Below are 21,626 nucleotides of genomic sequence, written 5' to 3'. Positions count from 1 at the left end.
CGGCGCCGCGCTCACCGCACCACCGGACCGGTACCCCACGCGGGCGCCGGTTCGGTGAACCACGGTGGCCCGTTGGCGAATTGGGCCGCCGATCAGGGCCCGGCCCCTCTTGGGGCCGGGCCCTGCACGAAGGCGGACACGCCCGTGGCCGGCCCGCCGGAGGGGCACCCCTGCTGGGCGAAAGACGGCGGAGATCCCACCTCAACCCGGTTACGCCGCGCGGGTGTCCACCCGCGCGGCGGGGGCGAGCCCGGGGGTGGGCGCCCGCCGCCAGGCGGGCGGGGGGTGGACGGCGGGCGACGGCGGCCGTCCTTCTCAACTCACCTGGTCACGCGCGGGTGTTCACCCCCCCCGGGGGGCGGGCCCGGCCGGTCAGGGCCTGACCACCGACAGCAGCACGTCCACGAGCCGCTCGGCCGCGTCCGGGCGCCCGTGCCCGGCGGCCCGGCGCGCGGTCTCCGCGCGGCGGGCCGGGTCGGTCAGCAGCGGGCCGAGCGCGCCCCGCAGGGCGTCGGGGGTGGCCGGGCCCAGGAGGGCGACGGCCGCGCCCGCCTCGGCGAGGTGGCGGGCGTTGTGCACCTGCTCGTTGCCGGCCGACGTCGCCAGCGGGACGAGCACCGCGGCCCGCCCCAGCGCCGTCAGCTCCGCCAGCGTCCCCGCGCCGCTGCGGGAGAGGACCACGTCCGCGAGGGCGAGCACGTCCGGCAGTTCCGGGCCGACGAACCCGGTCACCCGGTACCGCGGGCGCAGGTGCCCGGGCAGGCCCTCCGCCCTGCGCCGCAGCCGCCCCTCGTGGCCGGGCCCGCACTGGTGGACGACGTTGGCGTGGCCGAGCATCCACGGCAGGTTCTCGCTCACCAGCTCGTTGATCTGCCGCGAGCCCTGCGCGCCGCCGGTGACGTACACCGTCGGCAGGGCCCGGTCGAAGCCCCACAGCCCGAGCGCCTGCACCGCCTTGTCGCCCTGGCCGGCCAGCACCTCCGGGCGCACCGGGTTGCCCGTCACCACGGCCCTGGCCCGTACGGGCCGGGGCAGCAGGCGCAGCGTCGACTCGGAGGAGAGCGCGACGCGCGTGGCCATCCGGGCCAGCGCCCGGTTGCCGAGGCCGAGGCGGACTGTCTGCTCGTGGACCACCAGCGGCCGGTGGCACATCCGGGCGGCCGTGCCCACCGGCACCGCGACGTAGCCGCCGGTGCCGAGCACCACGTCGGGCGCGAAGGCGGCGACGGCGGAGCGGGCCTGCGCCACGCCCAGGGGGACGCGGCCCATGTCCCTGACGTTGGCCGGCGAGACCATCCTGAGCGGGTTGGCGTGGCGCCGGATCTTCCCCGTCGCAACCGCCTTGAACGGGATGTTCTCGGCGGCGCTCACCTGCACCTCCAGGCCCGAGGCGGTGCCGATCCACAGCGCGTCCAGGGCGCCGCCGGCCTCGGCCAGGCGCGTGCGCAGGGCGCGGATCGCGGCGAGGGCCGGATAGGTGTGGCCGCCGGTGCCGCCGCCGGCGACGATGAGCCGCAGGGGGCGGCCGAGGCGGGAGAGGAGGCCGGCGGGGTCTGGGTGCACGGCTGGAAGATACCAGTGCCACCAGGGCACTTCCGCCACGGGCCTGACCGCACGTCAGCAGCGCCCCCGGCGCGGCCCCGCGCCTTGCGGCCGGCGCCTCCGGCAGGCTTGCCCCGGGCCCTGGCCGGTGCTTGTCTGGTCGCGTCAACTCCCCTCAGCGGGAGGGGAGATGAACGGGGGGAGCATCACATGCCGGACTTCGGTGGCGGGCTCGCGAAGATGGCCGTCACGAGCGCCGTGGTCGCCACGGCGGCCTTCGGCCTCGCGACGCCGTCGCACGCCGCGCGGCAGGACGCGCCGGCGTCCGCCGCGCACGGGGCCCACGCGCCCGTCCGGGGCGCCGCATCCGTCCAGGCGGTGACGGAGGACCAGGAGGACCAGGAGAACCAGGGGCACTACCTGTCCAACCCGCTCTGACCCCGCGACGACGGCCCTGGGGCCTCGGCGGGCCCGGGGGCCCGGCCCAGCCGGGCCGGCCGGGCCCCCGGGGCGTCAACTCCGCCAAGACTGTTCGGTGTTGAGGACGGCGAGGGCCTCGCGGGCGGCGAGGCGCCCGGCGTGGCGGTAGGAGCGCTCGCCGGTGTCGACGTCGTGGACGCCGCTGTGGCGCACGACCAGGGCCAGTGCCACCGGCACGCCGGGCAGGGCCTGGGCGAGTTCGGCGGCCACGCCGTCCAGCAGGGCGGCGTGCAGGAGGGCGAGGTAGTCGGGCGGGGCGTCGCCCTGGAGGGTGGCGTCGGCGGCGGTCTCCAGGTGCAGCCCCGCCTCCCAGGGCTCGAAGTCGACGGTGACGATCGCGTAGTCGCTGGGGCAGCCGGCCTGGTGGACGTAGCGGGCGCGCACGCCGCGGACGGGCCGGGGCGGGAAGACGTCCACGGGGGCCGGCCCGGGTCAGCCGCGGTCGACGGTGACGCGGGTGAGGACCACGTCCTCCAGGGGTCGTTCGCCCTCCAGCGGCAGGGCGGCGATGGCGGCGAGGACGTCCTTGGAGGCCTGGCCGGTGACCTGGCCGAAGATGGTGTGGCGGCGGTTGAGGTGGGCGGGGGTGCCCAGGGTGAGGAAGAACTGCGAGCCGTTGGTGCCCGGGCCGGAGTTGGCCATGGCGAGCAGGTGGGGGCGGTTGAAGGCCAGTTCGGGGTGGAACTCGTCGGCGAAGGCGTAGCCGGGCCCGCCGGTGCCGGTGCCGGTGGGGTCGCCGCCCTGGACGGCGAAGCCGGGCACGACGCGGTGCAGGAGCGTGCCGTCGTAGTAGGGGCCGGTACCGGGCGCTGCGGTGCGCGGGTCGGTGTAGGGGCGGGTGCCCTCGGCGAGTTCGGCGAAGTTGCGCACCGTCTTCGGCGCGTGGAAGCGGAACAGTTCCAGGTGGATGGGCCCGTGGGTGGTGTGCAGGACGGCGGCGCGGGCGTCGGTCACGGCGGGGGGCTCCTCGGGCCTGGGCACTCTGAAGAAAAAAGGGGGGTGTGCGAGGGGCCCATGGTGGCACAGGGGCCGGGCCGTAGGGTGGGGCGGGTGAGCGTTCATCTGGTGGTGGGGTACGGGCCCGCGGGGGCCGCGCTGGCGGATCTGCTGGCCGGGCGGGGGCACGAGGTGCGGGTCCTGACCCGCACGGGCGGGGCCGGGCGGGCGCCGGTGGCGGGGGTGGAGCACGTGGCGGGCGACGCCGCCGACGCGTCCGTCCTCGTACGGGCCGCGCGCGGCGCGGCGGCGGTGTACGGGTGCGCGGCGCCGCCGCTGCACCGGTGGGGGCGGGAGTGGCCGGCGCTGGCGTCCTCGCTGTGCGCGGCGGCCCAGGAGAGCGGCGCGGTGCTGGTGCTGCTGGGCAACCTGTACGGCTACGGGCCGGTGGCGGGGCCGCTGCGCGAGGACCTGCCGCTCGCGGCGGCGGGCCCCAAGGGCCGGGCCCGCGCCGCGGTGTGGGAGCAGGTGCTGGCCGCGCACGAGGCCGGGCGGGTACGGGCGGTGGAGGCGCGGGCCTCGGACTTCTTCGGGCCCGGCGTCACCGACGGCGGGCACCTGGCCTCCCGGGTCGTGCCCGCGCTGCTGCGCGCACGGCCCGTCTCCTGCCTGGGCGACCCGGACGCGCCGCACAGCTGGAGCTATGTGCCGGACGTGGCGCGGGCGATGGCCGAGCTCGCGGGCGAGGAGGACGCGTGGGGGCGGGCCTGGCACGTGCCGACCGCGCCCGCCGCCTCGGTGCGGGCGATGGCCGCCCTGATCGCCGCCGAAGCCCGCGGCGACGGAGACGGCGGGGGCGTGCGGGTGCGGCGGATGCCGCCGCTGCTGCTCGGCGCGGCGGGGCTCCTCTCCCCCGTGCTGAGGGAGCTGCGCGAGGTGCGCTACCAGTTCGACGCGCCGTTCACCCTCGACTGCTCCGCCTACGAGGCCCGCTTCGCGGTGCGCGCGACGCCGGTGGCCGAGCAGGTCGCGGCGACGGTGGCGTGGTGGCGCGAACGGGAGCGCCGGGCGGGCTAGCGGACGCCGGGAGCAGTGGACGGAAGACAACGGAAACGGGGTGGGGATCTGTGCTGATCGCGCAGGAGACCGTGTTCGATCCGCAGGAGATGTTCGAGCTCTACGACTCCGTCGGATGGGAGGGCTACACCTGCGATGTCGGCAAGCTCTGTCGTGGCCTGGCGAACTCGCACCTGGTCGTCACCGCCCGCGACGAGTCGGGCGCGCTCCTCGGGCTCGCCAGGACGATCTCCGACGACGAGAGCGTCTGCTACGTCCAGGACCTGCTGGTGAACCCGAAGTTCCACCGGCAGGGCGTCGGCCGGGCACTGCTGGAAGAGCTGAAGGAGCGGTACGCGCACTGCCGCTTCTTCCTGCTGTCCACGGATCACGAGTCGACGCCGGAGGGCAGGAGGAACGCCGCCTTCTACCGGAGCCTGGGTTTCCTCTCCTACGAGGAGAAGCAGATGGCGGCGTTCGGCCTGCCGAGGGTCCGGCCGGCCCGGGACGACGCCGGGGCGTGAGCGGTTGCGCGGCCGCGGCCCGGAGGCGGCCCGCCGCGCAACGGACGAAGGACCGGTCACCCGGTGGGTCGTCCGTTGACGACCCGCCGGTTCAGTCCCACCACAGGGTCCAGGAGCGGGCCCCGGCCGGTTGCCGGGCCAGGGCGGTGAGTGTGCCGTCGCCCTGGTGGAGCAGGTCCGGGCACAGGGCCGCGACCTGCCCGGCCGGCGGCAGCGCCTCGCGCGTGCTCGCGGGCGGGTGCGGGACGCTCAGGCGCAGCGTGTCGAAGCCGGCCTCGACCAGGCGCACGCCGAGGCGGTGCTGCCAGTGGGCGAGGACGGCGGCGACCTCGCCGGTGGTGCGGCGGTTGGCCGCGCCCGTCCAGCCGCAGGCCGCGAGGGCGGCGGCGCCGTCGGGGGCGGCGACCAGGCCCAGGCGTACCGGGCGCACCGCCTCGGTCTCGGCGGCGAGGTCGCGGGCGTCGGCGGCGCCGGTGTCGGCGTGGCCGGGGGCGGGGGCGTGGTCCGTCCCGCCCGCGCCGTCCGGGTGCCGCCAGCGGGCGAGCAGCGCCTGGGCGTCGTGGGCGCGCCCGTCCCCGTCGGGGCGGAGTTCGCCGGTGAGCCAAGGGCGGAAGCCGTCGTCGTCGTCCTCGTGCAGCGGGCTGAGCAGCAGCGGCCACAGGCCGGTTTCCGGGTGGGCGCGGTGCGGGCGCTCCCACGGGCCGATGGGCACGGCGCGGTCGCCGGCCCACGGCAGGGGGTGCCCGTCGGGGCCGGTGACGGTGCGTCCGGGCGGCGGGGGGACGGCGAGGTCGGCGAGGGCGGCGTCCGGGGGTGCGGTCGTCATGTCGGGTGAGGCTGGGTGCGGGTGCCGACAGCGGGGCGCTGGCGCGGGATGCCGGGGGCCGGGTGGCCGTCGGAGGAGGTGCGCAGCGGCGCGGGCGTACCGGGCGTGGAGGGCGTGCCGGACGTGGAGGGGCGGGCGGGGGTGAGGGGGGCGGCGGTGAGGCGGTGGGCGGGGACGGTGGCACCGGCCTGCGCATCGGCGTCCGCACCGGCGTCGGTGTCGAGGCGTTCGAGGCGGACCGCGAAGTTGACGTAGTCGTACGGTTTGCCGCCCTGGTGGCAGTCGTTGCCGGTGACGGTGACGCTGACGCGTGCGCCTTCGCGGGTGACCGGGCCGGCCGCGGTGCGCAGGTCGGGGCGCCAGGTGCCGGGGTGGGGCTGGTGTTCGAGGGTGAGGGTCCAGTCCTGTTCGTCGACGGTCAGGGCGGCGCCGACGGTGCCGGGCAGGACGCGGGTGCCGTAGCGGCCGCGGACGACGGCGCGCTGTTCGTAGTGGGCGTCGCGTGTGGTGACGGTGATCCGCCACGCGCCGTGGAACCTGTGCATGGGCGCCTCCCGGGGGTGAGCGGGGGCGGCCGGCCCGGGGCGGGCGGGTGCTCCCGTGCGGGTCTACGGGCGCGGGGGCGCTCGCGGCTCAGTGCGGCTCGGTGCGGCTCGGTGCGGCTCAGTGCGGGCGGGCGCCGGCGGGCGCCGCCGGGCCCGGGGCGGGGGCGGCGGGGGTTTCGGGGGCCGCAGGGGTGAGGGCGGGGTAGCCGTGGGCGGTCAGGACGAGGTCGGCGTAGCGGGCGTCGGCCAGGGGGACGCCGTGGCGGCGCAGGAGGTCGAACAGGTCGGCCAGGCGGGCGGGTTCGGTGCCGCGGGGCAGGCCGGCGGGGGTGGTGGCGAGGACGCCGAGGACGGGTCCGGGGGTGCGGCGCTCGCGCCGGCCGGGGCCGTGCAGGCGCAGGTGCAGGACGAGGCGGGCGGCGCCGGTGTCGGGGTCGGGGCGGGTGTCCATGGCCAGGCAGTGGATGTCCTGCCAGCGGTAGCGGCGGGGCAGGTAGGCGCGGACCAGGGTCAGGCCGGCGGGGCCGGCGCGCAGCCAGAAGCCGAAGGGGACGGGGGCGGCGGCGGCGAGGACGGCGGCGCAGGAGAGCAGGAGGGCGGGGGCGGGGCCCAGGCGGGCGGCGGCGCCGGTGCGGGTGAGGACGACGCCCAGCGTCAGGGCGGTGAGGCAGCCCAGGGGGGCGCCGGCGGCGCGCCGCAGGAACGCCAGGGGCACGGTGCGGGCGCCGCGGGCCGTACGGGCGGGGCGGTCCGTACGGTCCGTGCGGGCGGTGTGTCGTCGGGTGTGCGGGCTGGGCGGGGTCGGGTGCGGGGTGCGGTGCGGCGGCGCGGTGTTCACGGCCTGCCCCCTCCTGGGCGCTGCGGGCCGGGGGCGGCCGGTCGGGCCGTTCCCCGTCTCGGGGTGCCAGGGCGCGGCCGAGGTGGCGGCGGCGTCCTCGCGCGGGGGCCGGTGCCCCGGGCCCCGGCGGGGGGGCGGTGCGTCAAGTACCGTACTGGTGCGCGGTGTTGGCGCCGGGTCGTTTCGGTTCGTACGGCCTCCGGGTGTCAGAATGTCAGCCGCCCGCACGGGGGTCAACTGGCATGGATCGCGGGTATCGTCACATCCACGCCAGCTGGCGCGGTTCGGCTATCGTGACCTGCCGGCCCGCCCCCGGAGGCCGCCCGGCGGCGGCCGCGGCGGGGCGGCGCGCGGGGACGGGGCGAGGAAGGGTTGCGGCGGATGGCGGGGCAGGACGGGGACGCGCCCGGCGGTGCGGGGCACGCGGACGCGGGGCACGCGGAGACGGGGCAGGACGCGGGGCGGGGCGGGCGGGGGCTGGCGGCGCGCATCGAGGCGCTGTTCACCACCGTGCGCCGGCCCGACCGCGAGCAGTACACCAACGAGGAGGTCGCGCGGGCGTGCCGGGAGGCGAGCGGGGAGTCCTTCTCCACCACCTACCTGTGGCAGCTGCGCACCGGGCGGCGGGACAACCCGACCAAGCGTCACCTGGAGGCGCTGGCGCACTTCTTCCAGGTCCCGCCCGCGTACTTCTTCGACGAGCGCCAGGGCGCGGAGATCGCCAAGGAGCTGGCGCTGCTGGGCGCGCTGCGCGACGCGGGGGTGCGCAGCCTGGCGCTGCGGGCGGTGGACCTGTCGCCGGAGGGGCTGGACACGGTCAGCGAGCTGGTCGAGGTGATCGCCCGCCGGGACGCGGCGCGCCGGCGTCCGCCGTCCTGAGGCCCGCTTGCGCGGGCGGGTGTCCGCGCGGGGGCGGCGGGAGGGAGGGTGCGGGGAGGGAGGTTCGGCGTGCGGGGTGAGCGGGGCCTGCGGGCGGTGCGGGAGCGGGCGGCGCGCAGGGCGGCGCTGCGGCGCTGCCGGCGGGTGGCGCGGGAGCTGGAGGAGGGCGGGCCCTTCGACGCGGGCGCGCTGCTGGAGCGGCTGTCGGTGCGGCGGGGGCGGGTGATCGAGGTGCTGGCGGTGCCGGCGCGGGCGCACGCGCCGTGCGGGCTGCTGGTGTCCACCGCGCAGGCGGACTACATCCTGTACGCGGCGGACACCTCGGCGCTGCACCGCCGGCACATCGTGGTCCACGAGATCGCGCACCTGCTGCTGGACCACGCGGGCTCCGCGGCGCTGGAGCCGGCGCAGGAGCTGCTGGGGCACCTGTCGCCGGCGCTGGTGCGCCGGGTGCTGGGGCGCACCCGCTACGACGAGCCGCAGGAGCGGGAGGCGGAGCTGCTGGCGTCGCTGCTGCTGTCGCGGGCGGCGCGCTCCGGGGGGCGGGGGCTGGACGCGCTGGACGCCCTGTTCGCGCACACCCCCGGGGCGGGCGGGGCGGGGGCGGGCGGGTGAGCGAGCTGGCGCTGTACCCGGTGGCGCTGTTCTTCACGCTGAGCGCCTGCCACTTCGCCGGGCGGCGGGAGGGGGCGTCGGGGGCGGCGGCGCGCTGCACGTGCTGCGCGAGCGTGCTGCTGGGCGCGGCCCTGCTGCTGCTGGCGCCGCCGACGGTGCGCGGGGCGCGGGAGCTGGGGGCGCCGGCGCCGCTGGTGCTGGTGGCGCTGGGGGACGCGCTGCGCGACGGCGCGGCGGCCTCGCTGGGGCTGCTGGCCCGCTCCCTGCGCACCCCCGGCCCCGTACGGGGCCTTGTGCGGGGCTCCGTACGGGGCTCGGGCGGGGTGCGGGCGGCGGTGGGGGTGCTGGCGGGGGTGGTGGCGGTGCGCGGGGTGCTGCTGGCGGTGGCGGCGCCGGACCTCGCGGGCGGGCGGATGGCGGTGGGGCCGGGGTGGGAGGGGCGGTGGGCGCTGGCCGGGTACACGGCGGTGGGGACGCTCTACCTGGGCTGGTGCCTGGGGGCGCTGCGGCGCCGGGTGGCGGAGCGTGCGCGGGCGGCGTCCGGGGCGGCGCGGGCGGGGCTGCGGCTGGTGGGGTGGGGGGTGGCGGCGGGGCTGGTGTGGGACGCGTGGGGCGTGGACGACGTGGTGCGGGCGCTGGCGTACGGGTCGGTGGACGGCGCGGAGGACGCGGTGTGCGCGGTGCTGGGGCTGGTCTGCTCGGCGCTGGTGGCGGCGGGGCTGGGGTGGGCGCTGTGGCCGGCGGCGCGGGCGGCGGCCACGGGGTGGCTGCGCGCGCAGGCCCACTACCGGGCGCTGGCGCCGCTGTGGCGCGACCTGCACGCCGCGCTGCCGCAGATCGCGCTGGGCCCGGCGCGGCGCCTGGCGCCGGTGCCGCTGGACGTGCGCTACGCGCTGTACCGGCGGGTGATCGAGATCCAGGACGCGCGGCTGGTCCTGCGCCACCACCTGGACCCGCGCGCCGAGGCGTGGCTGGCCGCGGCCCTGGGGCGCTTCCCGGTGCCGGCCGCCTGCGCCGGGGCGAGCGCGCAGGCGGCGGCGCTGGCCGCGGCCCTGGAGCGCGCCGCGTCGGGTGCCCGCCCGGGCGTCTGCGCCCCGCCCGGCCCGCCGCCCGGCGGGCAGGGGGCGCAGGGGCCGGGCGCCCTGGACGCGGAGGCCGCCGGCCTGGCCCGCCTGGCCCGCGCCTACGCCACCTGCCCCGCCGTCGCCGCCGTGCGCACCCGCGCCCGCGCCGCCCGGGAGCACCCGTGAGCGGGGCGCCCGCTCCTGGTGCTGCTCCTGCTGCCGGCGCCGGCCGCCGTCGGGGCGGGCGCGCGGCGGCTGCCGGAGGCCGTGCCGGGGCGCGTCGCGCAGACGTGGGACCGACCCGCCGCCCGGGGCCCCTTCCCCAACCCCGGCCCCGTACGGACGAGTTCGACGGCAACGAGCCCGACCCCGCCCGGATTCCGGGCGGGGCGGGCGAAACCCCCCGCCCGCCGAAGCGGCGCGGGCAGTGGGCAGTGGCGGCAACTCCCCTTCCCCGCCACCGCCCCGCACCCCCCGGCCACGCCCGCACGCGGGCCCCACCGGGCCCCAACTCCCCTGCCCCCAACCGGCTTGACCTGCCCTTCGGCCTACCCGAGCATGACTACTGGACCAGTCCACCAATCATGTCGAAATGAGGGACAGTCATGGCACTCCCCAAGTACGACCAGATCGCCGGCGACTTGCGCGGCCGGATCGTGCGGGGTGAACTCGGCCCCGGCGACCCGCTGCCGTCCGAACGCGAGCTGACGGAGCGGTGGAAGGTCGCCCGCGCCACGGTGGTGCGCGCGCTGGACGTGCTGCGCCATGAGGGACTGATCGAGACCCGGCAGGGCACAGGCAGCACGGTGCGGGAACGCACCCCGCTGGCCCGCACGGCCGGCGAGCGCTACCGCACGGCCGTCCGGACCGGCTACATCTACACCGCGGGCGAACACGCGCGGATCCTCTCGGCGGACCGCGTCGCGGCGCCGGAGGATGTGGCGACGGCTCTCGGGGTGCAGCCCGGCGACCAGGTCGCCCGCCGCCACCGCGTGACACTGGAGGGCGAGCGTCCGACCTCCGTCAGCTTCTCGTGGTTCGACTCCGATGTGGTCGGGGCGGCGCCGCGCCTGCTGCTGCGGGAGCGCGTGCGGGAGGGCACGACCCGGTACGTGGAGATGCAGACCGGGCGCCGCCCGCACACCGGCCGGGACTGGTGGGCGGCCCGCCTCGCCACGGCGGAGGAGCTGGAGTTGCTCCAGCTGGAGGCTCCGGCCGCCGTGGCGGAGGTGCGCCACGTGGCCTACGACGCGGACGGGCGGCCTCTGGCCTATGAGGTCGGGATCCACCCCGGCGAGCGGTGGGCGCGCACTGATGAATATCCGCTGGTGGATTGACGAACAGTCAATTGCTTTGAGGGCCTCCGTCCTTGACGGAGGCCCTTTTCGGTACGACCGGCTTGACGTGACTAGTCAACCGGTGGACTATTCATGTGTGCGCTGAGTGACGACGTGATCACCCGCACATCCCCGCTTGTGTCTGCCCCGAGCTTGGGCGAGACCCCCGCGGCCGTGCGACCGGCCCGGGGGCGTGGCCAACCTGGAGAAAGCAGGTCGACATGCAGGACTTTACCGATCCCCCGTTCCCGGAAGAGGACCCGGGGCCGCAGCGGCCCGAGCAGTCGGTGCGGCTGTCCCGCCACCGGCTGTCGGCCCGCGCGGCCCGGAGTCTGCTGCGCACGTTCCTCGCCGGCGTCCCGGGAGCGGAGGTGCTCGCGGCCGACGGCCAGATCATCGTCACGGAGCTGGTGACCAACGCCGTGGTGCACGCCCGCGTCCCCGGGGGGACGTACATCGAGGTGCGGTTCGAGCTGGTCCGTGACCACCTGCGCATCGAGGTGCACGACGCCAGCGGCGAGAAGCCGGTGCTCCGGCGCTCCACCGGCCCGGACGACCTGTCCGGCCGGGGCCTTCGCCTGGTGGAGGCCCTGTCGGCGCGGTGGGGCTGCACGCCCCGGCCGGGCGGGACGGGAAAGCTCGTCTGGGCCCTGGTGGGCCCGGAAGGCGGCGCGCGGTGAACCCGGTGGGCCAGCCCCCCGCGTGGAAGAGGTCGGGGTGTCACTACTGCGGCCTCGGCGTGCTGCCGGCGCACGCGCGGTACATCATCGTCGACGGCCGCACGGCACGGGTCCACGCATGGCACAAGCGCCGCACCGAGGAGGTGGCCGCCCGATGAGCGAGGCGACCAGCGGCTCCGGCGCGCACGCCGGGCCCGTCCGGCGCACCCCTGGCAGCGGCCGACCACGGCCGGAAACAGGCCGGTTCGGCAGTGGAGGCCGGCGACCACCCGCCCCCGAAGGCGGGCGCGGCAACGGGCGGCGGACCCGGCCCCGCCCGGGTCCCGGGCGGGGCCGGGCGAAACCCCCGCGCCCGCCGTACGTGGCACGGGCGGCGGCGGCAACTCCCCTGCCCCGCCTGCCGGTTCCTGCGCCCCGGCGGCGGGGAGAAGCCCGGCCGCTCCCGCCCTCCGGTTCCGCCCCACGACGACGGGCACGACGGGGTCGGCCACCCCGAGGGCGCCCTCGTGGTGGCCGACCGCACCCGCACGCAGGCGAGTTCGCGCCGAGCCCCCGAAGGCGGGCCCGGGCCCGCCCGGGGTCCGGGCGGGGCCGCGGCTAAGCCCCCGGGTCCCGGGACGGCGGCAACTCCCCTTCCCCGCCTGCCACTTCCCCACCCGACCACGACGGCGGGCGCGGCCGACACCGGTGGGAAGCCGGGCCCGCCGGGGCGCGGCGGACGGGCGGCGGGGAGCAGCGCTGCGGCCCGTGCCGTCCGGTGCGCCCGCGGCGGCGAGGGGCCGGGGCCGCGTCCTCGTACGGCCAACCGCCGACCGCACACAGGCGGGTTCGACGGGGGTCCGGCATCCGCGTTGCTGCGGCCCGGACCGGCGAGCGGCCCGGGGCGCTCCTCTCGCTGTGGCCAACCACGCTCGCGGGCGGGCGAGTTCGTCCGAGGCGGCCGTCACCTCGTCGCTGGGCCCTCCGTCTGCGTGGGCGGGCGGCGGGGGGCGGCCCCGCCCGGGCTGCGGGCGGGGCCGTACGGCCCTCGTCCGTCGGGGCGGTGCGGACGGCCGGCGGCAACTCCCCTCCACGGCAGGCCTCTTTCGGTCTTCGGCCGCGAAGCCGGGTGCGGCAGGCGGGGGGTGGGCGGGGCCGCAACGAGGCCCCCGGGTCCCGGGCCGTGACAACTCCCCTGCCCCGCCTGCTGCTTCCTCCTTACCCGACCGAAGGCGGGTGGGGCGGCGGCAACTGCCCTGCCCCGCCTGCCGGTTCTCCCCTCCCCCGCCCCGGGCCGGGCGGCGGCGGTCAGGGGCGGGGGGTGGCGGCCAGGGAGCGCAGGTGGGCGTGGACGGCGGCGGGTTCGGTGCCGGTGAGGGCGGCGATCTGGGCGCAGGAGCGGTCCAGGACCAGGTGCAGGAGCAGGACGTCCTGCTGGCGGGCGCTGAGGTGGGCGACGGGGTGCAGGGGGCCGGCCTGGGTGCGGACGCGGTGGCGTACGGCCTGCCAGGCGCAGGCGGCGGGGCTGGCGGTGGCCAGGGCGTCGAGCCAGTGGGCGGCGAGGTCGTCGAAGGCGGCGCGCACGGCGGGCGGGGCGTCGCCGGGGGGCAGCAGGAGGGCGGCGTAGTCGAGGTAGTGGGGCAGGTTGAGGTCGTAGAGCGCCCACAGCCCCAGGCGGGGGGCGAGGGCGCGCGGCGGTGTGGGCATGGCCCTCTTCCCGGACGGCGGGCACGAACAGCGGGCGCGGGCACGAATGGCAGGCGCGGGCACGAATGGCGGGCGCGGGCGCGGGTGGTGCCCGCCCCGGGGCCGGCTCCCTGGCGGGGCCGGCCGCGGGGCGGGGGGGTTCTCAGCGGGCGGGCCGGGCGCTCTCGGGGCTCGGGGGCCCGTAGGAGCCGTAGGGTCCGTGGGCGGCGTGCAGGCCGTAGGGGAGGGGGCCGGCGTCCTCGCGGTCGGCGGCCAGTCCCGCGCGCAGTCCGGCCCACAGGCGGAAGAGGATCTCCGTGGAGGCGCCGGCGCTGGAGGTGCGCATGGCGGTGGTGAACTCCCGTTCCCAGGCGCGGGGTCCGGCCGCGGTGGCGGGGGTGCGGGCCTGGTGGACCCGCTCCCAGGCCGCCGCCCACTGGCGGGCGCGGGGCTCCTTGACCCCGCAGGCCTCCATGTAGACGAGGAACAGGGGCCTGCGCAGCGGGGCCTCGCCGCGCAGGACCAGGGCCAGGGTGGAGGGGGGCAGGCGCCGGCCCGCCTGGCGGGCGCGGTGGTCGAGTTCCTCCAGGGAGGGCCAGTGGGCCCTGCGCCGCATCTCCAGCATCGCCTGGCGCAGGTCGCCGAAGGAGTCGACGTGGTCGGGGTGGCGCCCGCGCCGGCGCGGGGCCCGCAGCCGGCGGGTGCCCGAGGCGTGCGGCACGCGGGTCCAGTACGCGGCGTGGGCCCACTTGCGGCGGGCGGCCTTCAGGTCGCCGCCGCAGGCGCCGGTCAGCGCCTCGACGGTCTTCCAGCCGGGCAGGGTGCGCCCGGTGGCGGCGCGCTGCAAGGTGGTGGGGTGGTAGTTGGTGTGGGCGGCCAGCTCACGGTAGGTCAGGCCGGAGCGGTCGCGCTGCTCGCGCAGCCACGCGGCGAGCTTGCCCAGGGCGGGTTCGCTGGCCTCGATCGGCTTCTCGGGGCGTCCCATCGCTTCGTCGGCGCCGTTCCCGCTAGGCCCGCTCCCCCCGTGTCCTGGCTCCCAGCAGGCAGGCGCCCAGGGCCAGTTCGAGGGCCGCGCCGGCCGGGGTGCCCGCGCGCACCAGGGCGGCGGCCACGACGACGACCACCACGACCACCACCGCGCTCACCGGGGCGCCGTGCGGGCCCTGCGGCCCGCGGGGGCGCAGGGAGTCGGCGCGGGATCGGGCACGGGGGCGGGGGTGGTGCGGGGTCCGGGGCGGGTGCGCGGCGCGGGGGCCGGCGGCGGCGCCGTGGACGGGGGTGTGGACGGGGGTGTGCTTGCTGCGCTTCCTCGTCATCGAGGAGCCCTCCTATATCACCGTCTGCTCCAACAGGCGGGCACTTTCGGCGGTTGGCGTCGCACCCGGTGCCCGGTGACACAACACTGTGTCAGGCGTACGGGTGAATCCCAATCGGTTCGGTGAACATCGCGCGGATTGATGCGCCCGCCTCCCGCCCCCCGTGCGCGATCCGGCTCACACCCGCGGCGCGGGCGCAGGTCACGGCCGCGAAACCCGGATTTGATGCGCTTTCGTGCAGGGTGGCCTTGTGGCCACCGTGGCCGGATGTGACGATGGGCGGCGGCGTCGTCCGGGCCCTGGGCCCGGAACCCGGGGGCGCCGTCGGCTCCAACATTCTCGGGAACCCCGGCAGCGGGCCGTGTTGGCGCATGGGCCCGTCCGGACAGCAGAGACCGCCCGGCCGCCGTTCTCGCGGCCCGAGCGGTCTCTCTGCGTTCCCCCGCATCCCCCTGCGCTCCCCCGCGTTCCCGGGGGCGCTCGGCCCCGGCCGGGCGGCGCGGCGCGGCCTCCGTACGCCCCCGGGCCCCCGCCCCGGACGCGACTCGGCGCGGCGGGGGCGGGGGCGGGGGCCCGGGGACAGGGTCTCAGGCGGGTCTCAGCACTGCGGCCGGCGGCCGTGGTTGGCCCCGCGCCGGGCCCTGGCCTTCTTCTTGCGGCGACGCTTGGACGACATAGGGCCACGCCCCTTTCCTCGGCCGGACGCGCCCGCGCCCGGCACCCGGCCACCCCGGGCCCCTCCACCGTTCCACACCCCCGCCCGCCCCGCGACCCGCCACCGCGACTCCCGCCCTGGCGTGCGCCCAACTCCCCGCCCCACCAGGGAGGTTCACCGGCGACGGGCGCCCGGCGGCCGGGACGGCCGGGGCGCAGCGGCCGCCCGGCCCGGCCCCGCCGGCGCGGACGCGGCCGGACGGGACGGAACGGGCGGACGGGACGAGCGGACGGGCGCGGCCGGACGGGACGGAACGGGCGGACGGGACGAGCGGACGGGCGCGGCCGGACGGGACGGAACGGGGCGGGAGCGGCCGGGCGGGACGGAACGGGGCGGGAGCGGCCGGGCGGGACGGAACGGGGCGGGAGCGGCCGGACGGGACGGAACGGGGCGGGAGCGGCAGGACGGGAGCAGCGGGACGGGACGGGGCGGGCGGACGGGGGCGGGCGCCGTCCCCGGGGTGGGCCGCCCGGGCGCGGCCGCCCGTCCGGGCCCACGGGCGCCCGCCCCGCCGGGCGGGCCGCGCGGGCGTCAACGCGGCGGTGCGCGGGCTCGCCCGTTCGAGGGGGCCGGTGTGCGCGGTGGGGCGGGTGGGACGTAGCGTCAAGGCGGCGGGGGCCCGGCGGGCGACGACGGCGACGGCGAGGGGTGTACGGGGTGCGCGGGTGGCGGGGCGGGCGGGCGGTGGCGGCCGCGGTGGCGGCGGTGGCGGTACTGGCGGCGTCCGGGTGCGGGCCGGAGAGCGCCGGGCGCGGGGCGGACACGGGCACGGCGCTCTCCGGCGACACCGCCCCCGCGACCACGGGCGGCGGCGCGGGCGCGGGCGCGGGGCGGCCGGTGGCGCTGGTGTACCGGGGCGAGTCGGCCTGCGAGGGCTGCCCGGAGGCGGCCGCCGACATGCTCGGGCGCGACGGGTTCGAGGTGCGCTTCGTCGGCGCCGACGAGCAGGTCCGCTTCGGCCCCCGCGCCCTGGAGGGGGTGGCGCTGTACGTGCAGCCGGGCGGCACCAACGGGCAGGAGGTGAACGCCGCGTGGCGCCTGCTGCGCCGCGAGGAGGGCTTCTCCCCCGAGCTGGTGCGCTCCTTCGTGCGCGGCGGGGGCCGCTACCTGGGCCTGTGCATGGGCGGCTACCTGGCCGGCGACCCCGGCTTCGACCTCCTGCCCGGCGACTCGGGCCAGTACATCCGCTCGCAGGGGGCGAGCGTGGCCACCGAGAAGGACCAGCTGGTGGAGGTCGCCTGGCGCGGGAAGACGCAGCGGATGTACTTCCAGGACGGGCCGTACTTCGACGTGGAGGGGCCCGGCGCGCAGGTGCTGGCCCGCTACCCCAACCAGCGGGCGGCGGCGGTGGTGGCCGCGTACGGGGCGGGGCGGGTCGCGGTCAGCGGCCCGCACCCGGAGGCGCCCGCGCAGTGGTACCGGGACTACCGGCTGCCGGACGAGTCGGGCTCCTCCGCCGCGCTGGGCGAGGACCTGCTGCACACCCTCATGGCCCCCGCCGACCCGCCCCCGCCCGCCCAGTCATCCCCCGCCCCGTCCTCGCCGTCCTCGCAGGCGCCGTCGGCGCACTAGTGCACCCCGGGGCGGTGCGGACCCCGCGGCCCCGCGGCCCCGGCCTGCGCCGACGGCCCCCCACCCGGCCCCGCGGCCCCGCGGCCCCGCCCGGTGCACTGCCCCACCCCCTCCCGTACTAGTGCACCAATCCGGAAAAGCCCCAGGGCAGGCCTTGTTGACGCCCCGACGTACGGCGTACGGTCGCGGGTATGGAGAACACCCCGGGCCCCGCCCGTCCCAGCGACGTCCTCATCAGCGGCGCCGGCATCGCCGGCCCGGCCCTGGCCCTGTGGCTGCGCCGGCGCGGCTTCACCCCGCTGGTCGTCGAGCGCGCACCCGCCCCGCGCCCCGGCGGGCAGGCCGTGGACCTGCGCGGCGCGGCGCGCACCGTCGTCGAGCGGACGGGCCTGATGCCGCGCTGCCGCGAGCTGTCCCTGCCCCAGCGCGGCATCGCCCTGGTCGACTCCCGCGGCCGGCGCACCGCCCGCATGCCGGTGGAGCTGTTCGAGGGCGAGGGCATCGTCTCCGAGATCGAGATCCTGCGCGGCGACCTGGCCGCCCTGCTCCACGAGGCCTGCCTCGCCGAGGGCGTGGAGCACCTCTTCGACGACACCGTCACCGCCCTCCACGACGACAACGACGGCGGCGACGACGACGGCGGGGTCCTCGTGAGCTTCGAGAACGCCCCCGCCCGGCGCTTCGCCCTCGTCGTCGGCGCCGACGGCCCCCACTCCACCGTGCGCCGCCTGGCCTTCGAGAACGGCGGCGCGGCCGGCCACTACCACCCCATCGGCGGCTGCCACGCCTGGTTCACCCTCCACGACGCCGCCCTCGCCCGCGAGCTCGACCAGTGGTTCCTGATGTACAACGCCCCCGGCGGCCTGGTCGCCGGCGCCCGCCCCGGCCGCCTGCCCGGCGAGGTCAAGGCCGGCCTCGCCCTGCGCCGCGCCCCCGCCCACCTGCCCCGGGGACGGGCCGGACGGGCGGCCCAGCAGCGCCTGCTCGCCGAACGCTTCACCGGCGCCGGCTGGCACAGCGACCGCCTCGTGGCGGGCATGCTCGACGCCGACGACTTCGCCTTCGACACCTTCGGCCAGGTCCGCGCGCCCGCCTACAGCCGCGGCCGCACCGTCCTGCTCGGCGACGCCGCCCACAGCCCCAGCCCCCTGACCGGGCTGGGCACCAGCCTCGCCCTGGTCGGCGCCTACGTCCTCGCCGGCGAACTCGCCGCCCCCGGCGCCGACGTCCCCGCCGCCCTGGCCCGCTACGAAACCCTGATGCGCCCCTACGCCGCCAAGGCCCAGGAACTGCCCCCCGGCGGCGTCGGCGGCTACGCCCCCGACAGCGCCCTCGCGATCCGCCTGCGCGCCGCCTCCATGCGCTGGATGGGCCGCTGGCCCCTGCGCCCCCTGCTGGCCGCCCAGTTCGCCAAGGCCGACGCCCTCGACCTGCCCCACTACCCCCTCCCCGCCCACGCCTGACACCCCGCCCGGCACCGCACGGGGGTCGGTGCCGGGCGGCGGGAGGTCAGCGCGCCTGGTTGAACCGCAGCATGTTGCCCGCCGGATCCCGGAACGCGCAGTCGCGCACCCCGTACGGCTGGTCCGCCGGCTCCTGCAGCACCTCCGCCCCCGCCGCCCGCAGCCGCTCGAACACCGCGTCGCAGTCGTCGGTCCGGAAGATCACCCCGCGCAGCAGCCCCTTCGCCAGCAGCTCGGCCGCCGCCAGCCGGTCCTCCTCACTGGCGTGCGGATCCGCCAGCGGCGGCTCCAGCACGATCTCCACCCCCGGCTGGTCCGGCGAGCCCACACTCACCCACCGCATCCCCTCGAACGCCACGTCGCTGCGCACCTCGAAGCCCAGCACGTCCCGGTAGAAGGCCAGGGCCCGGTCGTGGTCGTCCACCGCGACGAAGCACTGCGCCAGCTCGATTCCCATACGCCCCACGCTACGCGAACCCGCCCCGCCCGCACGGACCCCGTCGCTGCCCGCTACCCGCGTACGGGACGGGTGCCCAGCCGCGCCGCGCACGCCGGGATCCCCGCCCCCGCCCCGTGGTCCGCCGCCCGGTACGCGCTCGGGCTGCACCCCACCAGCTGCGTGAACCGCGCACTGAACGAACCCAGCGACGTACAGCCCACCGCCATGCACACCTGCGTCACCGACAGGTCCCCGCGCCGCAGCAGCGCCTTCGCCCGCTCGATGCGCCGCGTCATCAGGTACCCGTACGGCGTCTCCCCGTACGCCGCCTTGAAACTGCGCGCGAAGTGCCCCTGCGACATCAGCGCCGTCCCCGCCAGCGCCGCCACGTCCAGCGGCAGCGCGAACTCCCGGTCCATCCGGTCACGCGCCCGCCGCAACCGCACCAGATCCTCCAACGGCACCCGAATCGCCACACCCGCCAACCTACCCCCGCCCACCGACACCCCGGCCCGGGACCGGAGGCCGGAGGCCGGGGCGCACGGGCCCGGGCCGGGCGGACGGGCGGGCGGACGCGGGGTCCGGAGGCCGGAGGCCGGGGTGTCGGAGGCCGGGGTGTCGGACGGGCGGGTGCGGGACGGGGCCCCTCCCCGGCCGGGCCCGGCCGCGGGCGCCGATCTAGGGTGGGCCCCATGATCTCCTCCCCGATAACCAGCCCCGCCCAGGCCCTGCGGGTGCTGATGGAGGGCAACGCCCGCTTCGTCCACGGCCTGCCCGAACACCCCAACCAGGACGCCGGGCGCCGCGCCGCCCTCGCCCCCGCCCAGCGGCCCTTCGCGGTCCTGTTCGGCTGCTCCGACTCCCGCCTCGCCGCGGAGATCATCTTCGACCAGGGCCTGGGCGACCTGTTCGTCGTGCGCACCGCCGGCCACGTCACCGGCGCCGAGGCCCTGGGCAGCATCGAGTACGGCGTCGCCGTCCTGGAGTGCCCCCTCGTCGTCGTCCTGGGCCACGACTCCTGCGGCGCCGTCGGCGCCGCCGTCGACTCCCTCGAACAGGGCCGCCTGCCCGGCGGGTTCGTCCGCGACGTCGTCGAACGCGTCACCCCCAGCGTGCTGGCCGCCCGCGCCGCAGGGATCACCGACGTCGACGGCATCGTCGACGAGCACATCCGCCAGAGCGTCGACCTGCTCCTGGAACGCTCCCAGGTCCTGGCCGCCCGCACCGCCGCCGGCACCGCCGCCGTCGTCGGCCTCTCCTACCGCCTGCGCGACGGCCGCGCCCGCACCGTCACCGCCCACGGCCCCCTCACCTGACCCGCCCCGCCCCGCCGCCCCCGCCCGGGGCCGGCGGGGTCAGGCCGGCGGGCGGTTCAGCACGAGTCGCACACACCCGTCGCCGGCAGCTCGATGAAGCACCGCCCGCACACCGCCGCCACCCGCTCCACCGGCGCCGGCGCACCCGACGCCGCCCGCGTGCCCGACGCCCGCGGGGCCCGCGCCCCCGAGGCCCGCCGCGACAGCGACTCCCGCAGCCGCGGCGCCAGCGCCGGCGTCCCCCCGTCCGCCGGCAGCGCCGCCCCGAAGTGCCGGTAACACGCCAGCCGCGCCGCCGCCGCGTGCTCCTCCCGGTCCATCTCCGAGGCGAGCGGCGCGTGCCCCGCCACCGCCAGCACCTCCAGGTACCCCGCCCCCACCCGCCCGTCCTGCGCGTGCACCACCAGCGCCGTCAACGGCGGATCCCCCCGCCGGTGCGCCTCGCGCACCACCAGCGCCAGCACCTTGCCCAGCCACTGCCGCTGGTCGAAACGCGTCCGCACCCCCGACGCCTCCTGCACCGCCTCGGCCAGCTCCCCCTGCGTGACCACCGCGTGGTAGCGCCCCGCCACCTCCACCAGCGCCGGGTACGCCGCCCGCGTCCACACGATCTGCGCCTGCGTCGCACTCACCGGAGCACCGTCCGCCACCCGCCAGTACCCGTGCCCCTGACCCGCCACCGCACCCACCCCCACACCTCGCCCGACCCGCCCGTGCCGAAGCAAAACTACCCCCCGCCCGCACCCGGCGCGCCGGCCAGCCCCCCACCCGCCCACCGACCGCCCGCCCACCGCCCGCCGACCGCCCGGGCTTGACTTCAACCCCTGTTGAAGTCGTCCCATAGGACCCGCCGGCCGGCCGCGGCCCCGGGGCACCCGTCGACGCCCGCCCCACCCGCACCGGCCCCCGCAAAGGAGGGGGCGCGGGAGCCGGGGGACACGTGCCGATCCCCGCGATCGTGCCAGGCACACACCCCCCGGCCCCCACGCCCCCGACCCCGGCGGGCACACACAACCGGCAGCGACGCACCCCTCTCACCGGCCGGGCCCCGCACCACGGCATCCCGTACGGCCCTCCCCTCCCCGCCCCGAGCAGCTCCGCCGCCTCCGGCCCGAACACCCCCGGCATCCCGGCCAGTTGAACACCGGAGCACCACCAGGGCCCGGCCCCACCCGGCGAACACCGCACAGGAAACCGGCCCTGCCCTGCCCCACGCGCCTTCCCCTGCGCGGGAAGTCGGCCCCGCCGACTTCCCGCGCAGGTGGCAGAAGAGAAGAGGGGAACAGGGCCGAGCGAGAAGACGGTGCTGCCGGCCCGACCGGACCGGCAGCAGGAACACCCCTCCCCGCCCCGGACAGACCCGCCGCCACCAGCCCCAACACCCCCTCCGGACCAGCCGGTTGACCGCCGACCCGGCCGCCGCACGCCGCACGGGAAGCCGGCCCCGCCCGGCACCTACGATCAAAGGCCGTGACCACCACCCGGGCAGACGGCCTCACCCTCGACACCGGCCCCGCACGCATCGACCCCGACCGCGTGCACCACCGGCTCTCCACCGACGCCTTCCGGGCCCTGGGCCGCAGCCGCGAGACCGTCGCCCGATCACCCGGGCACTCACTCGTCCTCAGCGTCTACGCTCCCCGCGCCGACGGGCAGGCCGCCTTCGCCCGGGCCGTCACCGGCTACGCCACCTTCGGCCGGCTCTGCGACGTCTACGCCGCCCCCCACGCACGCCGCCACCGCACCGGCCCCCCACCGGCTCACACGCCTGATGCTCTCCACCCTCGACGCCCACGACGTCTACGCACGCGCGGGGCT

General features: G+C 78.3%; 23 protein-coding genes. 11 read left to right on the top strand and 12 right to left on the bottom strand.

Going from position 1 to position 21,626, the window contains the following annotated elements; all coding sequences use genetic code 11:
* Positions 1 to 372: 372 nt before the first annotated feature.
* Complete coding sequence (locus ACIRRS_RS10285; protein ID WP_402967565.1) at positions 373 to 1,563, bottom strand: UDP-N-acetylglucosamine--N-acetylmuramyl-(pentapeptide) pyrophosphoryl-undecaprenol N-acetylglucosamine transferase; 1,191 nt, start codon at positions 1,561 to 1,563, stop codon at positions 373 to 375.
* Positions 1,564 to 1,752: 189 nt separating this feature from the next.
* On the opposite strand from ACIRRS_RS10285, the gene ACIRRS_RS10280 reads away from it, so the two are divergent.
* Positions 1,753 to 1,980, top strand: coding sequence for a hypothetical protein (locus ACIRRS_RS10280; protein ID WP_402967563.1), 228 nt, complete (start codon positions 1,753 to 1,755; stop codon positions 1,978 to 1,980).
* A 75-nt stretch (positions 1,981 to 2,055) separates the two neighbouring features.
* Here ACIRRS_RS10280 and ACIRRS_RS10275 read toward each other — a convergent pair whose 3' ends face one another.
* On the bottom strand, positions 2,056 to 2,439 hold the full coding sequence (locus tag ACIRRS_RS10275) for a hypothetical protein (RefSeq protein WP_402967560.1): 384 nt from the start codon (positions 2,437 to 2,439) through the stop codon (positions 2,056 to 2,058).
* A 15-nt stretch (positions 2,440 to 2,454) separates the two neighbouring features.
* Positions 2,455 to 2,976: a peptidylprolyl isomerase gene (locus ACIRRS_RS10270; protein ID WP_402967558.1), complete on the bottom strand. Its 522-nt coding sequence runs from the start codon at positions 2,974 to 2,976 to the stop codon at positions 2,455 to 2,457.
* 96 nt (positions 2,977 to 3,072) lie between these two features.
* Here ACIRRS_RS10270 and ACIRRS_RS10265 point away from each other — a divergent pair, with 96 nt between their 5' ends.
* Positions 3,073 to 4,035 carry an NAD-dependent epimerase/dehydratase family protein gene (locus tag ACIRRS_RS10265; protein WP_402967555.1) on the top strand — a complete coding sequence of 321 codons (963 nt, stop codon included), beginning with the start codon at positions 3,073 to 3,075 and terminating at the stop codon, positions 4,033 to 4,035.
* Between the two features lie 50 nt (positions 4,036 to 4,085).
* Entirely contained in the window at positions 4,086 to 4,538 is a 453-nt protein-coding gene (locus tag ACIRRS_RS10260; RefSeq protein ID WP_402967552.1) for a GNAT family N-acetyltransferase, read from the top strand.
* A gap of 91 nt (positions 4,539 to 4,629) precedes the next feature.
* On the opposite strand, the gene ACIRRS_RS10255 is transcribed toward ACIRRS_RS10260, so the two are convergent.
* From ACIRRS_RS10255 to ACIRRS_RS10245, 3 genes are all read right to left on the bottom strand, one after another.
* A complete protein-coding gene (locus ACIRRS_RS10255) occupies positions 4,630 to 5,364 on the bottom strand; it encodes a DUF4253 domain-containing protein (protein WP_402967549.1) in 735 nt (244 codons plus the stop codon).
* The gene (locus tag ACIRRS_RS10250) at positions 5,361 to 5,909 is read right to left on the bottom strand and encodes a hypothetical protein (protein WP_402967546.1); all 549 of its coding nucleotides are present in this window, start codon (positions 5,907 to 5,909) and stop codon (positions 5,361 to 5,363) included. Before ACIRRS_RS10250 ends, ACIRRS_RS10255 begins: the two co-directional genes overlap by 4 nt.
* A gap of 118 nt (positions 5,910 to 6,027) precedes the next feature.
* A complete protein-coding gene (locus ACIRRS_RS10245; protein ID WP_402967543.1) occupies positions 6,028 to 6,747 on the bottom strand; it encodes a hypothetical protein in 720 nt (239 codons plus the stop codon).
* Positions 6,748 to 7,128: 381 nt separating this feature from the next.
* Between ACIRRS_RS10245 and ACIRRS_RS10240 the strand changes: the two genes are divergently transcribed.
* The 5 genes from ACIRRS_RS10240 (at position 7,129) to ACIRRS_RS10220 (ending at position 11,322) form a co-directional block, all read left to right on the top strand.
* Entirely contained in the window at positions 7,129 to 7,626 is a 498-nt protein-coding gene (locus tag ACIRRS_RS10240; RefSeq protein WP_402967540.1) for an XRE family transcriptional regulator, read from the top strand.
* A gap of 69 nt (positions 7,627 to 7,695) precedes the next feature.
* A complete protein-coding gene (locus tag ACIRRS_RS10235) occupies positions 7,696 to 8,241 on the top strand; it encodes a ParH-like protein (RefSeq protein WP_402967537.1) in 546 nt (181 codons plus the stop codon).
* Positions 8,238 to 9,491 carry an MAB_1171c family putative transporter gene (locus ACIRRS_RS10230; RefSeq protein ID WP_402967534.1) on the top strand — a complete coding sequence of 418 codons (1,254 nt, stop codon included), beginning with the start codon at positions 8,238 to 8,240 and terminating at the stop codon, positions 9,489 to 9,491. The genes ACIRRS_RS10235 and ACIRRS_RS10230 overlap by 4 nt, the downstream gene beginning before the upstream one ends.
* Positions 9,492 to 9,910: 419 nt before the next feature.
* On the top strand, positions 9,911 to 10,642 hold the full coding sequence (locus ACIRRS_RS10225) for a GntR family transcriptional regulator (RefSeq protein WP_402967531.1): 732 nt from the start codon (positions 9,911 to 9,913) through the stop codon (positions 10,640 to 10,642).
* A 221-nt stretch (positions 10,643 to 10,863) separates the two neighbouring features.
* Positions 10,864 to 11,322, top strand: a complete 459-nt coding sequence (locus ACIRRS_RS10220) for an ATP-binding protein (RefSeq protein WP_402967528.1) — start codon at positions 10,864 to 10,866, stop codon at positions 11,320 to 11,322.
* 1,287 nt (positions 11,323 to 12,609) lie between these two features.
* On the opposite strand, the gene ACIRRS_RS10215 is transcribed toward ACIRRS_RS10220, so the two are convergent.
* From ACIRRS_RS10215 to ACIRRS_RS10205, 3 genes are all read right to left on the bottom strand, one after another.
* Positions 12,610 to 13,008 carry a sigma factor-like helix-turn-helix DNA-binding protein gene (locus tag ACIRRS_RS10215; protein WP_402967525.1) on the bottom strand — a complete coding sequence of 133 codons (399 nt, stop codon included), beginning with the start codon at positions 13,006 to 13,008 and terminating at the stop codon, positions 12,610 to 12,612.
* Between the two features lie 142 nt (positions 13,009 to 13,150).
* Positions 13,151 to 13,972 (bottom strand): helix-turn-helix domain-containing protein, encoded by an 822-nt coding sequence (locus ACIRRS_RS10210; RefSeq protein WP_402967523.1) that lies wholly within the window; start codon positions 13,970 to 13,972, stop codon positions 13,151 to 13,153.
* A 22-nt stretch (positions 13,973 to 13,994) separates the two neighbouring features.
* Entirely contained in the window at positions 13,995 to 14,303 is a 309-nt protein-coding gene (locus ACIRRS_RS10205; protein ID WP_402967520.1) for a hypothetical protein, read from the bottom strand.
* Positions 14,304 to 15,675: 1,372 nt separating this feature from the next.
* Between ACIRRS_RS10205 and ACIRRS_RS10200 the strand changes: the two genes are divergently transcribed.
* Positions 15,676 to 16,590 carry a hypothetical protein gene (locus tag ACIRRS_RS10200; RefSeq protein ID WP_402967517.1) on the top strand — a complete coding sequence of 305 codons (915 nt, stop codon included), beginning with the start codon at positions 15,676 to 15,678 and terminating at the stop codon, positions 16,588 to 16,590.
* A gap of 191 nt (positions 16,591 to 16,781) precedes the next feature.
* Positions 16,782 to 18,053 (top strand): FAD-dependent monooxygenase, encoded by a 1,272-nt coding sequence (locus tag ACIRRS_RS10195; RefSeq protein ID WP_402967514.1) that lies wholly within the window; start codon positions 16,782 to 16,784, stop codon positions 18,051 to 18,053.
* 46 nt (positions 18,054 to 18,099) lie between these two features.
* Here ACIRRS_RS10195 and ACIRRS_RS10190 read toward each other — a convergent pair whose 3' ends face one another.
* Together ACIRRS_RS10190 and ACIRRS_RS10185 are read right to left on the bottom strand one after the other, a co-directional pair.
* On the bottom strand, positions 18,100 to 18,510 hold the full coding sequence (locus ACIRRS_RS10190) for a VOC family protein (protein WP_402967511.1): 411 nt from the start codon (positions 18,508 to 18,510) through the stop codon (positions 18,100 to 18,102).
* A 53-nt stretch (positions 18,511 to 18,563) separates the two neighbouring features.
* The gene (locus ACIRRS_RS10185) at positions 18,564 to 18,956 is read right to left on the bottom strand and encodes a helix-turn-helix transcriptional regulator (RefSeq protein WP_402967959.1); all 393 of its coding nucleotides are present in this window, start codon (positions 18,954 to 18,956) and stop codon (positions 18,564 to 18,566) included.
* Positions 18,957 to 19,184: 228 nt separating this feature from the next.
* Between ACIRRS_RS10185 and ACIRRS_RS10180 the strand changes: the two genes are divergently transcribed.
* Positions 19,185 to 19,808 (top strand): carbonic anhydrase, encoded by a 624-nt coding sequence (locus ACIRRS_RS10180; RefSeq protein WP_402967508.1) that lies wholly within the window; start codon positions 19,185 to 19,187, stop codon positions 19,806 to 19,808.
* 56 nt (positions 19,809 to 19,864) lie between these two features.
* Here the strand turns inward: ACIRRS_RS10180 and ACIRRS_RS10175 are convergent, their stop codons facing one another.
* On the bottom strand, positions 19,865 to 20,440 hold the full coding sequence (locus ACIRRS_RS10175; RefSeq protein ID WP_402967505.1) for a hypothetical protein: 576 nt from the start codon (positions 20,438 to 20,440) through the stop codon (positions 19,865 to 19,867).
* Between the last annotated feature and the right edge of the window lie 1,186 nt (positions 20,441 to 21,626).

The organism is Kitasatospora sp. NPDC101183 (assembly GCF_044767945.1).
Taxonomy (GTDB): domain Bacteria; phylum Actinomycetota; class Actinomycetes; order Streptomycetales; family Streptomycetaceae; genus Kitasatospora.
The sequence above is the reverse complement of the archived record's forward strand: the minus strand, read 5'-3'. Positions and strand labels throughout refer to the sequence as shown.